This is a genomic window from Streptomyces griseochromogenes, assembly GCF_001542625.1.
GTDB lineage: Bacteria > Actinomycetota > Actinomycetes > Streptomycetales > Streptomycetaceae > Streptomyces > Streptomyces griseochromogenes.
Genome location: NZ_CP016279.1, coordinates 7,953,215 through 7,964,815 on the forward strand (window position 1 = coordinate 7,953,215; position 11,601 = coordinate 7,964,815).

The 11,601-nt window shown below is 71.7% G+C and carries 11 protein-coding genes; 6 read left to right on the forward strand and 5 right to left on the reverse strand.

Features of this window, described 5'->3' with window-relative positions; genetic code table 11:
* Positions 1–24: 24 nt before the first annotated feature.
* The 3 genes from AVL59_RS34365 to AVL59_RS34375 all read right to left on the reverse strand — a co-directional run bounded on the left by AVL59_RS34365 (position 25) and on the right by AVL59_RS34375 (position 3,888).
* The gene (locus AVL59_RS34365; RefSeq protein WP_067312567.1) at positions 25–996 is read right to left on the reverse strand and encodes an aldo/keto reductase; all 972 of its coding nucleotides are present in this window, start codon (positions 994–996) and stop codon (positions 25–27) included.
* Positions 997–1,157: 161 nt separating this feature from the next.
* Positions 1,158–2,591, reverse strand: coding sequence for an argininosuccinate lyase (gene argH, locus AVL59_RS34370; RefSeq protein WP_067312569.1), 1,434 nt, complete (start codon positions 2,589–2,591; stop codon positions 1,158–1,160).
* Between the two features lie 103 nt (positions 2,592–2,694).
* Positions 2,695–3,888 carry an argininosuccinate synthase gene (locus AVL59_RS34375; protein ID WP_067312571.1) on the reverse strand — a complete coding sequence of 398 codons (1,194 nt, stop codon included), beginning with the start codon at positions 3,886–3,888 and terminating at the stop codon, positions 2,695–2,697.
* A gap of 167 nt (positions 3,889–4,055) precedes the next feature.
* Here AVL59_RS34375 and AVL59_RS34380 point away from each other — a divergent pair, with 167 nt between their 5' ends.
* The 3 genes from AVL59_RS34380 to AVL59_RS52780 all read left to right on the forward strand — a co-directional run bounded on the left by AVL59_RS34380 (position 4,056) and on the right by AVL59_RS52780 (position 6,021).
* Positions 4,056–4,643 carry a pyridoxamine 5'-phosphate oxidase family protein gene (locus AVL59_RS34380; protein WP_067312573.1) on the forward strand — a complete coding sequence of 196 codons (588 nt, stop codon included), beginning with the start codon at positions 4,056–4,058 and terminating at the stop codon, positions 4,641–4,643.
* 3 nt (positions 4,644–4,646) lie between these two features.
* Positions 4,647–5,348 carry a L,D-transpeptidase family protein gene (locus tag AVL59_RS34385; RefSeq protein ID WP_067312575.1) on the forward strand — a complete coding sequence of 234 codons (702 nt, stop codon included), beginning with the start codon at positions 4,647–4,649 and terminating at the stop codon, positions 5,346–5,348.
* Between the two features lie 478 nt (positions 5,349–5,826).
* Positions 5,827–6,021, forward strand: a complete 195-nt coding sequence (locus tag AVL59_RS52780) for a wHTH domain-containing protein (protein WP_159400176.1) — start codon at positions 5,827–5,829, stop codon at positions 6,019–6,021.
* Here the strand turns inward: AVL59_RS52780 and AVL59_RS34390 are convergent.
* Together AVL59_RS34390 and AVL59_RS34395 are read right to left on the reverse strand one after the other, a co-directional pair.
* Positions 5,993–7,462: a sensor histidine kinase gene (locus AVL59_RS34390; protein ID WP_067312577.1), complete on the reverse strand. Its 1,470-nt coding sequence runs from the start codon at positions 7,460–7,462 to the stop codon at positions 5,993–5,995. The two genes, AVL59_RS52780 and AVL59_RS34390, sit on opposite strands and share 29 nt — an antisense overlap.
* Positions 7,459–8,199: a response regulator transcription factor gene (locus AVL59_RS34395; RefSeq protein WP_067312579.1), complete on the reverse strand. Its 741-nt coding sequence runs from the start codon at positions 8,197–8,199 to the stop codon at positions 7,459–7,461. The genes AVL59_RS34390 and AVL59_RS34395 overlap by 4 nt, the downstream gene beginning before the upstream one ends.
* 154 nt (positions 8,200–8,353) lie before the next feature.
* Here AVL59_RS34395 and AVL59_RS34400 point away from each other — a divergent pair, with 154 nt between their 5' ends.
* The 3 genes from AVL59_RS34400 to AVL59_RS34410 are packed head-to-tail and all read left to right on the forward strand — an operon-like array spanning position 8,354 to position 11,600.
* Positions 8,354–9,700: a ferredoxin reductase family protein gene (locus tag AVL59_RS34400; RefSeq protein WP_067312581.1), complete on the forward strand. Its 1,347-nt coding sequence runs from the start codon at positions 8,354–8,356 to the stop codon at positions 9,698–9,700.
* An 8-nt stretch (positions 9,701–9,708) separates the two neighbouring features.
* Positions 9,709–10,158 (forward strand): FMN-binding protein, encoded by a 450-nt coding sequence (locus tag AVL59_RS34405; protein WP_067312582.1) that lies wholly within the window; start codon positions 9,709–9,711, stop codon positions 10,156–10,158.
* A 59-nt stretch (positions 10,159–10,217) separates the two neighbouring features.
* Positions 10,218–11,600: a ferredoxin reductase family protein gene (locus tag AVL59_RS34410; RefSeq protein ID WP_067312584.1), complete on the forward strand. Its 1,383-nt coding sequence runs from the start codon at positions 10,218–10,220 to the stop codon at positions 11,598–11,600.
* The last annotated feature ends 1 nt before the right edge of the window (position 11,601 follow it).

An 11,601-nucleotide genomic window follows, 5' to 3' on the forward strand; every position in this document is an offset into this window, starting at 1 on the left:
TCTGCTGGTCAGTGGGGGTGCCCGTCAGTGCCAGGGCAGCTGTCCGCGCCGCTCCCAGTAGGCGCGCGGCTCCTCGACCAGGGTGGCGAGGCGGGTCAGCTGGTCCACGTCCAGATCCACGACGGCCGCGTGGAGGTTGGAGGCGAGCTGGGTGACGGTCGCGGCACCGGAGAGAACGACGCCCGCCCAGGGCTGACGCAGGATCAGGGCGAGGGCGACGGCGTCGCAGCCGAGGCCCGCCTCGTCGGCGATGGCCTTCAGGACGTCCGGGGCGTGCGGCGCGGCCAGCCGGCCGTTGGCCATGCCCTCCTTGACGATCACGGTGAGCCCGGCGTCATGGGCCTCGGCGAGGGCGGGGGCGGCCGAGGTCTCCAGGGCGTTGTACGTCGACTGGACGGTACGGAAGAGGGGTGCGCCGTCGACGGTCACCTGGAGGGCGGCGCGGATCGCGTCGGCCTGGGCGGGGCCGCTCGTGGAGAAGCCGATGCTGAGTCCCCCGGCGGCGGCCTCGGCGAGCTCGGCGTGCAGGTCCTTGTCGGTGAGAGCCGGGCTGTCCGGGGTCACCGAATGGATCTGGTAGAGGTCCAGCCGGTCGCCGAGCAGCGCGTCGGTCTCGGCGCGCTGGCGCTCGTAGGTCGCCAGGCCGTGGTCCTTCACCTCGTGCTGTTCGGCGTCGGTGGACCAGCCGGCCGTGTAGGTGTAGCCCCATTTGCTGCCGACGACCACGTCGTCGATGTCCGGGCGCGCGTTCAGCCAGTCGGCGAGGAACTCCTCGGAGCGGCCGTAGGAGCGGGCGACGTCGAAGTAGCGTACGCCCTGGGCGTAGGCGGCGTCGAGGAGTTCGTGGGTACGGCTTCGGAGCGCGTCGACGCTGCGGTTCTCTCCCAGGTCCTCGTCGCGGCCGAGGTTGATGTAGCCGGGGCGGCCGACGGCAGCCAGGCCGAGGCCGATGTGGCAGGTCGGCGTCGTGGCGTGCGCGAGACGGGCGAAGGGCATCGGGGGCTCCGTTCGGTCGGCTCCGATGGGGCTTTCGACCAACGTAACCCCGCGATGCCCTTCGCTCCCGCAGGAGATCCCGGGGCGTGCGGTGTGCCTGCGAGGGCGGATGCCTCGTGGCTGCCCGCGCAGTTTCCCGCGCCCCTTACGGGGCGCCGCCCTCAGCCGTGCTTCTTGGCGTCCGCCCACTCGTGCTGCCGTGCCACGTCCGCCTTGACCTCGGCGAGCTGTACGGCGACCGCGCTGGGTGCCGTACCGCCGCGCCCGTTGCGGGAGGCGAGGGCGCCGGGCACGTTGAGGACCGTACGCACCTCCGGAGTGAGATGGGCCGAGATCTTCGCGAACTGCTCGTCCGTGAGCTCGTCCAGTTCCTTGCCCTCGCCCTCGGCGATCTTCACGCACTCGCCGGCGACCTCGTGCGCCACCCGGAACGGCACGCCCTGCTTGACCAGCCACTCGGCGATGTCGGTGGCGAGCGAGAAGCCGGCCGGGGCCAGTTCCTCCATGCGCTCGCGGTTGACGGTGAGGGTGGCGATCATGCCGGTGAAGGCCGGGAGCAGCACCTCCAGCTGGTCGCAGGAGTCGAAGACCGGCTCCTTGTCCTCCTGGAGGTCGCGGTTGTAGGCGAGGGGCAGGGCCTTGAGGGTCGCCATGAGCCCGGTGAGGTTGCCGATCAGGCGGCCGGACTTGCCCCGGGCCAGCTCCGCGATGTCCGGGTTCTTCTTCTGCGGCATGATCGACGAGCCCGTGGAGAACGCGTCGTGCAGGGTCACGAAGGAGAACTCCTTCGTGTTCCAGATGATGATCTCCTCGGAGACCCGGGAGAGGTTGACCCCGATCATCGCGGTGATGAAGGCGAACTCGGCGACGAAGTCGCGGGAGGCCGTGCCGTCGATGGAGTTGCCGACGCTGCCGTGCTCGAAGCCGAGGTCCTTGGCGACCGCCTCCGGGTCCAGGCCCAGGGAGGAGCCCGCGAGGGCGCCCGAGCCGTACGGCGACACCGCCGTCCGCTCGTCCCACTGGCGCAGCCGCTCGGCGTCCCGGGACAGCGACTGGACGTGGGCCAGAACGTGGTGGGCGAAGAGCACCGGCTGGGCGTGCTGCAGGTGGGTGCGGCCGGGCATCGCCACGTCCGGGTGGGCCTCGGCGAGGCCGATCAGCGCGTCCTGGAGCTCGGCGATCAGGCCGCCGATGGTACGGGCGTGGTCGCGCAGATACATGCGGAAGAGGGTCGCGACCTGGTCGTTCCTCGACCGGCCGGCGCGCAGCTTGCCGCCGAGGTCCGGGCCGAGGCGCTCCAGGAGGCCACGCTCCAGGGCCGTGTGGACGTCCTCGTCGGCGATGGTGCCGACGAAGGAGCCGTCGGCGACGTCCGCCTCCAGCCGGTCGAGCCCGGCGATCATGCGCGTCAGTTCGTCCTCGGTGAGCAGGCCCGCCTTGTGCAGCACGCGCGCGTGGGCACGCGAACCGGCGATGTCGTAGGGCGCGAGCCGCCAGTCGAAGTGGACGGACGCGGACAGCTTCGCCAGGGCCTCGGCGGGACCGTCGGCGAAACGGCCGCCCCAGAGCCGTACGTCACCGCTGTTGCTGCTCACTTGCGTTGCTCCTCGGAAGATGGCTGTGGACGACCGACTCCCCACCCTTCCAGGCGGGGAGTCGGCTGTCAGGCTGATGCGGATGAGGTGAACCCGTACGGGGTCAGGCCAGATCCCGCTTGGCCGCGATCTTCGACGACAGGCTGTAGATGTCGATGAAGCCCTTGGCCGCCGCCTGGTCGAAGGTGTCGCCGGTGTCGTAGGTGGCGAGGTTGAAGTCGTACAGGGACGACTCGGAGCGCCGGCCGGTGACGACCGCGCGGCCGCCGTGCAGGGTCATCCGGACGTCGCCGCTCACATGCCGGTTGGCCTCGTCGATGAAGCCGTCCAGGGCGCGCTTGAGCGGGGAGAACCACTGGCCGTCGTAGACCAGCTCGCCCCAGCGCTGCTCGACCTGCCGCTTGTAGCGGGCCAGCTCGCGCTCGACGGTGACGCTCTCCAGCTCCTGGTGGGCCGTGATGAGCGCGATCGCGCCCGGGGCCTCGTACACCTCGCGGGACTTGATGCCGACGAGGCGGTCCTCGACCATGTCGATCCGGCCGATGCCCTGGGCGCCGGCACGCTCGTTGAGCTGCTGGATGGCTTGCAGGACGGTGACGGGCTTGCCGTCGACCGCGACCGGGACGCCCTCCTCGAAGGTGATGATCACCTCGTCGGCCTCGCGGGTCACGGCCGGGTTCTGCGTGTATTCGTAGATGTCCTCGATCGGGGCGTTCCAGATGTCCTCCAGGAAGCCCGTCTCGACCGCGCGCCCGAAGACGTTCTGGTCGATGGAGTACGGGGACTTCTTGGTGGTGGCGATCGGGAGCCGCTTCTCCTCGCAGAAGGCGATTGCCCTGTCGCGGGTCATCGCGTAGTCGCGGACCGGCGCGATGCACTTCAGGTCGGGGGCGAGGGCGACGATGCCGGCCTCGAAGCGGACCTGGTCGTTGCCCTTGCCGGTGCAGCCGTGGGCGACCGTGGTGGCGCCGTGCTTCTGGGCGGCGGCGACCAGGTGCTTCACGATCGTCGGCCGGGAGAGGGCGGAGACCAGCGGGTAGCGGTCCATGTAGAGGGCGTTCGCCTTGATCGCCGGGAGGCAGTACTCGTCGGCGAACTCGTCCCTGGCGTCCGCGACCTCGGCCTCGACGGCACCGCAGGCGAGGGCGCGCTTGCGGATGACGTCCAGGTCCTCTCCGCCCTGGCCTACGTCCACCGCGACGGCGATGACCTCGGCGCCCGTCTCCTCGGCGATCCAGCCGATGGCGACGGAGGTGTCCAGACCGCCCGAGTAGGCGAGTACGACGCGCTCGGTCACGGGTTTCTCCTCACGCTGCGTTCACTGACATGCATGAGTATGCAGAACTCTGCATGATTCGTCAATCGCCCTCCGGTCGGGACGGAGATTCCGCGGTGTCGGGTCCAGACCTACAGGTCCGACATTTCCTTAGACGGGCGAACGGCTTTCGTCGATAATCGTTAGACATGGGAAAGATCTATGAGCGCATAGACGGCAGGCTCCGGACGTTCATCGAGGAGCAGCCCCTCTTCTTCACCGCGACCGCGCCGCTCTCCGGCGACGGTACGGTCAACCTCTCCCCCAAGGGCCTCAAGGGCTCCTTCGCCGTGCTCGACGAACTCACCGTGGCGTACCTCGACTTCGCCGGGTCCAACGCCGAGACCATCGCGCACCTGCGGGAGAACGGGCGGATCACCCTCATGTGGTGCGCCTTCCAGGGGCCGCCGAACATCGTGCGGGTGCACGGCCGGGGCGAGCCGGTCTTCCGGGACGACCCGCGCTTCAGGGAGCTGCTCTCCCACTTCCCGGACATCGACCCGAGCCCGCACGGCCTGCGCGCGATCATCGTGGTCCACACCGAACTGGTGCGGGACACCTGCGGCTACGCGGTCCCCTACATGGCCTACGAGGAGGACCGCGACCTGCACGGCAAGCGCTTCGCGCGCGAGGACGACACCTCGCTGAGCACGTACTTCACGAAGAAGGAGCATGTCGCGGCGAGCCTGGATGGACTACCCGGGCTGCCGTTGCCGCTGCCGCCCTCTAGCTTCTGAGTCATGCGCCCCGTTGTCGCCCTCGCCCTCGTGTCCGCGTCCGTCTGCCTGCTCGGTGCCGCGCCCGGTCGCGAGCCCGACCCGTTGCCCGCGCGGATGGCGGACACCGGGGGCGGTACCCAGCTGATCACCGCCGAGGCCCCGGCCACCGACGCGACGTCGGGGACTCTCACCTGGTGGGACCTGCGGGACGGGCAGTGGGTCGAGGCCGGCTCCGCACCGGCGCGGTTCGGGGCGAACGGGCTGGTGGAGGGGGGTACGCGCAAGCAGGGGACGAACACGACGCCGACCGGGCTGTACGACCTTCCGTTCGGGTTCGGGATCAAGGCGGCGCCCAGCGGGACGCGCGTCGAGTACCGGACGGTGAAAGAGAGTTCCTGGTGGTGCGAGGACAACAACTCCTCGGCGTACAACCGGTGGGTGGACCCGCTGCCCGCCGACTGCCGTGCCACCGAGTCCGAGCAGATGTTCTCCTACACGGATCAGTATGCGTACGGGCTCGTCATCGGGTTCAACTACGAACGGCCGGTGCACGGGCACGGAGCCGGGATCTTCCTGCACGTCAACGGGAAGGCGGCCACGGCCGGTTGTGTGTCGGTACCGGAGGACGCGATGCGCGCCGTCCTCGCGTGGGCCGACCCGGCGGCCAAGCCGCACATCGCGATCGGAACGGCGAGCGGAGCGACGGCGACGACGCGCTACTGACGGTCTCGCGGCTCGGTGGCCGCCAGGTGGGAGCCGGCGCTCTCCGACGCCGAGAACGAGCTGGGACGGTGGACGGATCGCCTCCGCCTGGCGTTCCGCCGGCGCTACGACGGGTCCTGCGAGGCGGGTTGCGTCGTGCGGATTGGGTCTCCGAGACCTGTCGTATGTACAACGGCTGCGGGCGGACCGGAAGAAGCCGGCCCACGCGGCCGAAGTCCGGGCCGGGCCGAGGGCAGCGCCCTTCTCGACCGGGCACAAGACGACATCGAAGAGGAGTGGACCGACCCCCCGCGGTGGAAGGCCCTTACGGCCGAGGATCTCGCGGCCTACGCCCTGTCCCAGCGGGTGAGCGCACTGTCCGCGTACCAACTCCTCGCACCCTTGCGGGAACTGGGCGCTCTCATCCCCGAACTCACCCCCTCCGAAGTGACCCGCCTCCCCTCCGGGATCCCGGACGCCCGGGACCTCGTCGCCCTCAATGCCGAGCACCGCGTCTCCGCCCCGGGGGCCGGTGGGCGCGGCGCACATACGGTTCGCGGCGCATGCCGTCGACGCGGACGAGGAGTGGGTGCGGGAGCGGCTCGCGTTGTACGCGGAGTTCTTCCGGCTGGAACCGTCCGGAACGGTGACGACCGTCCCGGCGGCTACCGGGCGGCCGGCAGCCGGACCGTGAACGTCGTCGACCCGGGCTCGCTCCGCAGGCCCACGCTCCCCCCGTGCGCCTCCACCACGCCCGCCACGATCGACAGCCCCAGCCCGGCACCGCCGCCGGAGGCGTCCGCCCGGCGGCGGTGTTCCGCCCGGGTGAAGCGTTCGAAGGCGCCCGGCTGGACGTCCTCGGGGATGCCGGGACCGTCGTCGTGGACCAAAAGGCGGGCCGAACCGTCCTCGGTCGCCAGGGTCACCGTCACCTTGGTGCCGACGGGCGTGTGCAAACGCGCGTTCGCCAACAGGTTGGCCAACACCTGTTGGAGGCGGTGGGCGTCGCCCGGGACCGTCACCGGGTCCTCGGGCAGGTCGAGGGTCCAGCCGTGCTCGGGGCCCGCGGCACGGGCGTCGGTGACCGCGTCCAGGACCAGGTGCGTCAGGTCGACCGGCCGGCTCTCCAGCGGGCGGCCCGCGTCGAGCCGGGCCAGCAGGAGCAGGTCGTCGACCATCTCGCCCATGCGGGAGGACTCGGCGGCGATGCGCTCCAGGGCGCGGTTCACCTCCGGCGGCACCGGGCCGGGGTGGAGCAGGGCCAGTTCCGCGTGTCCGCGGACCGAGGCGACCGGGGTGCGCAGCTCGTGGCTGGCGTCGGCGGCGAAGCGGCGCAGCCGCTCCTCACTGGCGTGGCGCTTGGTCAGGGCGTCCTCGACATGGCCCAGCATGCGGTTGAAGGCCGCCGCCACCCGGCCGACCTCGCTGCGGGCGTCGGGTTCCGGGGCGCGGGGCGGCAGGGCCACCTCGCCGCTGGCCAGGGGGAGCTCGCTGACCCGGGTGGCGGTGGCCGCGACCCTGCTGAGCGGCCGTAGCGACCAGCGGACCCAGAAGGCCCCCGCCACGCCGGTCACCACCAGGGCCAGGCCGAAGACGACGGCGGCCACCAGTTCGAGGCGGCGGACGGTCGCCTGCACGGGCTCCAGCGGGAGGCCGACGATCAGGACGTCCCCGTCCCGGCCCGGGGAGGCGACGACCCGGTAGTCGTCCAGGGCGGAGAGGCCGATGGTGTGGGGCCTGCCGTCGGCCCGCACACCGGCCAGCCGCTTGCGGTCCGCGGCGGACAGGTCGACGTTCAGCTCCGCGGACGGGTCGCCGGAGCGGATGAGGCCCTTGTTGGTGACGGCGCCGTTCAGCAGGCGGGCGCCGAAGGTGCCGGTGGCCAGGCGGCGGGTGTCGCCGTGTTCGTCGCCGTCGTGATCGTCGGGCACCGACCCGTTGTGCTCCAGGCTCTCCGGGAACCGGGTGCCGACCTGGACGAGCTGTTCGTCGAGGCGCTGGGTGAGGAAGCCGTTCAGTTCGACGACCGCGGCGAGTCCCACGGCCGCGCAGCTCACCGCGAGCAGGACCACCAGGCCGAAGGTGAGGCGGGCGCGCAGCGTGCGGGGCCGGGGCAGGCGTCGTACGGGACTCACCTGGACACCGGCTTCAGGACGTAGCCCGCGCCGCGCACCGTGTGGATCATGGGTTCGCGGCCCGCGTCCACCTTCTTGCGCAGGTAGGAGATGTACAGCTCGACCACATGGGCCCGGCCGCCGAAGTCGTAGGACCAGACCCGGTCGAGGATCTGGGCCTTGCTGAGGACGCGGCGCGGGTTGCGCATGAGGAAGCGGAGGAGTTCGAACTCGGTCGGTGAGAGTTCGATCAGCTCGCCGGCCCGGGTCACCTCGCGGGCCTCCTCGTCCATGACCAGGTCGCCCACGGTCAGCCGCGGCCCCTCCTCCTGCTGCCGGGCCATGCCCGCGCGACGCAGCAGTCCGCGCAGCCGGGCGACGACCTCCTCCAGGCTGAAGGGCTTGGTGACATAGTCGTCGCCGCCCGCCGTGATGCCGGCGATGCGGTCCTCGACCGCGTCACGGGCCGTGAGGAAGAGCACACACACGTCCGGCTTCACCTCGTGCAGCCGGCGCAGCACCGCGAAGCCGTCGGTGTCCGGGAGCATCACGTCCAGGACGACGGCGTCGGGCAGCAGCTCACGCGCGGCCGAGAGCGCGGAGGCGCCGTCGCCGGCCGCGCGCACCTCCCAGCCCTCGTAGCGCAGGGCGCCGGTGAGCACCTCCGCGAGGTCGGGGTCGTCGTCCACGACGAGGACGCGCAGCGGAGTGCCGTCGGGGCGGGTGACGGCGGGGCGGCCGGAGCGGGTGGTGTTCATCGCATCTACCAGCATCGCTCGTGCCGCGGGTGGCGGGCCGCCCGGGCACCTCTGAGTTTCCTCTGAGTCGGCCGGGCGGGGCGGCCGCTCAAAGGTCCCTGAGAGCTTCGGCACGCACAGTGGCCGGGTACGGCAGACGAAGGGACGGCCATTCATGACCACCGTGGACTCGAGCCCGGCGGCCCCGCCTCGGCCCGCACGGCGCTCCCCCGCCGGCCTGGTGCTCGCAGTGCTGTGGGCGGGGGCGGCGGCCGTGGTCGCGCTCTGGTGGGCGGACACGGGGTCCGTGGTCGCCGCGGCGGGCTGGCTGACCGGGGCCGGGCGCATCGCCGGACTGCTGTGCGGGTACGCCTGCGCGGTGCTGGTCGGCCTGATGGCGCGGGTGCCGCTGCTGGAGGCGCGGATCGGATCGGACCGGGTGGCGCGCTGGCACGCGATGGCCGGCCGGTACACGGTCTGCCTGCTGCTCGCGCACATCGTGCTGATCCTGGCCGGGTACGCCGCCCAGGACCGGGTCTCGCCGTGGCACGAGGCGGTCACCGTCGTCCTGGACTACCCGGAGATGCTCAAGGCGACCGCCGGCACGCTGCTCCTGCTCGCGGTCGGTGTCACCTCGGCGCGGGCCGTGCGCCGCCGGACCAGCTACGAGTTCTGGTACTACGTCCACCTCTTCACGTACGCGGCCGTCTTCCTGGCCTTCGGGCACCAGGTGGCCCTCGGCGACCAGTTCAGCGGCGATCCGGCGGCCACCGCCGTGTGGTACGCGCTGTACCTGGGCGTGGCCGCCCTGGTGGTGTGGTTCCGGATCCTCGTGCCGGTCCGGCTGAACCTGCGGCACCGGCTGCGTGTGGAGTCGGTGCACCCGGAGGCGCCGGGCGTGTACTCGGTCGTCGTACGCGGGCTGCGCCTGGACGAACTGGGCGCGCGGCCGGGGCAGTTCTTGCGCTGGCGGTTCCTCGGCGAGGGCATGGGCTGGACGTCGACGCCGTACTCCCTGTCGGCGCCGCCGCGCCCGGACCTGCTGCGGATCACCGTCAAGGCGCTCGGCGACCACAGCGCGGCCGTCGCGCTGCTGCGGCCGGGCACCCGGGTGTGGGCGGAGGGACCGTACGGCTCCCTGACCGCCGACCGGGCCGGCGGCCACCGGTCCCTGCTGATCGCGGCCGGCGTCGGCATCACCCCGCTGCGCGCGCTGTTCGAGACGCTGCCCGGCGAGGTCACCCTGCTCTACCGGGCGCGCGGCGCGGAGCACCTGGCGCTGGGCGGCGAGCTGGAGGCGATCGCCGGATGGCGGGGCGCGCGGGTGCTGTACGCGCTCGACGGGCCGCGCGGGGAGCGGCCGGGCATCACGGCACAGTCGCTGCGCGCGACGTTCCCGGGGCTCGCGGGCCACGACGTGTACCTCTGCGGCCCGCACGGCTTCGCCCAGGACGTGTACGGGGCGCTGCGGGCGGCCGGGGTGCCGGACCGTCGTATCCACCACGAGTCGTTCGAGCTGTGAGGCTTTCTGTGCACGCGTTGAAGAAGAATCGTCCCCTCCGCCGCATCGTGCTGGCGAGTGCCGCCACCGTCTCGGGGATGGTGCTGCTGCTGTCGCTGAAGCCGCACACGAATTCCGTGGTGGCGGCGAGCGCCGAGTCGCACGCGCCGTCGAGCGGTTCGAGCACGGCACCGGGCACCGGCACGAGGACCGTCACCGGCGACACCGTCCAGACGCGGTGGGGACCGGTCCGGGTGCGGGTCACGATCGAGGGCGGAAGGCTCACCGACGTCACCGCGCTCAGCTACCCGCAGGACAACCCGCGCGACCAGGAGATCAGCGGCTACGCCCTCCCCCAGCTGCGGAGCGAGGCGCTGGCCGCCCAGAGCGCGCGGATCGACACGGTCTCCGGAGCCACGTACACCAGTGGCGGCTACCGCCGGTCGCTGCAGTCCGCGCTGGACTCCGCGGGCCTCTGAACACTCAGCGCATGCGCCACGTATCTCTGGGCCAAGGGTCAAGTCCCCACGGAGGAACCGTGACCACCACGCTCGCAGGCGGACGTGCCGCCCGCCGCCAGACGATGCGCCGCATCCGCCCGCGCCGCTCCCCGGCCGTACCGCTGCTGCTCGCGGTCTGGGCGGGCGCGGTGGCCGTGCTGTGGCTCTGGTGGCACAACACCCCGTCCATCGCCGACGACAACGGCAAGATCCTCAACGCGGGCCGGATCACCGGTCTGCTGGCCGGCTACCTGATGGCGCTGGTCGTGCTCCAGATGGCGCGCGTACCGGCGCTGGAACGCCGCGTCGGCTCCGACCGGGTGGCTCGCTGGCACGCGATGAGCGGCCGTTACACGCTCTGTCTGGTCCTGGCGCACGTCTTCCTCACCATGTGGGGGTACGCGCTGCAGGCCGGCAAGTCGCTCGGCGACATCGTGCAGCAGACCATCGACTCCATCAACCAGCTGCCGGACATGGGCAAGGCCGCCATCGGCATGGCCCTGTTCCTGCTCATCGGCCTGACGTCGATCGGCCCGGTCCGCCGCCGGCTGCCGTACGACACCTGGTACCACGTCCACCTGCTCACGTACGCGGCGGTGTTCCTGACGTTCTGGCACCAGATCACCACCGGCAACGACTTCGCGGTCGAGCCCACCGCCAAGACCTTCTGGTACGTGCTGTACGGGTCGGTCACCGCGCTGGTGCTCTGGTACCGGATCCTCACCCCGATCCGGCTGAACCTCCGTCACCGCATGCGGGTGGAAGCGGTGATCGAGGAGACGCCGGGCATCGTGTCGGTGCTGATCGGCGGGCGGAAGCTGCACCGGATGGGCGCGGAGGCGGGGCAGTTCTTCCGCTGGCGGTTCCTCGCCCCGGGAATGCGGTTCAGCTCGCACCCGTACTCGCTGTCGGCGGCGCCCCGCCCCGACATGCTGCGGATCACGGTGAAGGCGATCGGCGACCACAGCGAGCGGCTGCGCGAGCTGACGCCCGGCACCCGGGTGTGGGCGGAGGGCCCGTACGGCGCGCTGACCGCGCAGCGGCGCAGCGCGGGGAAGGTGCTGCTGGTCGCGGGCGGGGTCGGCATCACGCCGATGCGGGCGCTGTTCGAGACGCTGCCCGGGGCGGCCGGTGACATCACCCTGCTGTACCGGGCCAACACCACCCAGGACCTGGCGCTGTGGGACGAGCTGGCCGCGATCGCCAAGGAGCGGGGCGCCCGGCTGATGTACGCGGTCAACAGCCCCGAGGGCGAGCGTCCGGACATCTCCGCGGAGAACCTCCAGCGGAAGATCCCGGACATCGATCGCCACGATGTGTTCATGTGCGGCCCGCCCGGGTTCGCGCAGTCGGTGTTCGAGGCACTGCGCGACGCGGGAGTCCCCGCGCGGCGTATCCACCACGAGTCGTTCGAGATGTGAG

Coding starts and splice junctions, on each gene's coding strand:
- AVL59_RS34365 (WP_067312567.1), bottom strand. CDS start 996: ATGCCCTTCGCCCGTCTCGCGCACGCCACGACGCCGACCTGCCACATC.
- AVL59_RS34380 (WP_067312573.1), top strand. CDS start 4,056: ATGGGAAAGATCTATGAGCGCATAGACGGCAGGCTCCGGACGTTCATC.
- AVL59_RS34385 (WP_067312575.1), top strand. CDS start 4,647: ATGCGCCCCGTTGTCGCCCTCGCCCTCGTGTCCGCGTCCGTCTGCCTG.
- AVL59_RS52780 (WP_159400176.1), top strand. CDS start 5,827: ATGCCGAGCACCGCGTCTCCGCCCCGGGGGCCGGTGGGCGCGGCGCAC.
- AVL59_RS34395 (WP_067312579.1), bottom strand. CDS start 8,199: ATGAACACCACCCGCTCCGGCCGCCCCGCCGTCACCCGCCCCGACGGC.
- AVL59_RS34400 (WP_067312581.1), top strand. CDS start 8,354: ATGACCACCGTGGACTCGAGCCCGGCGGCCCCGCCTCGGCCCGCACGG.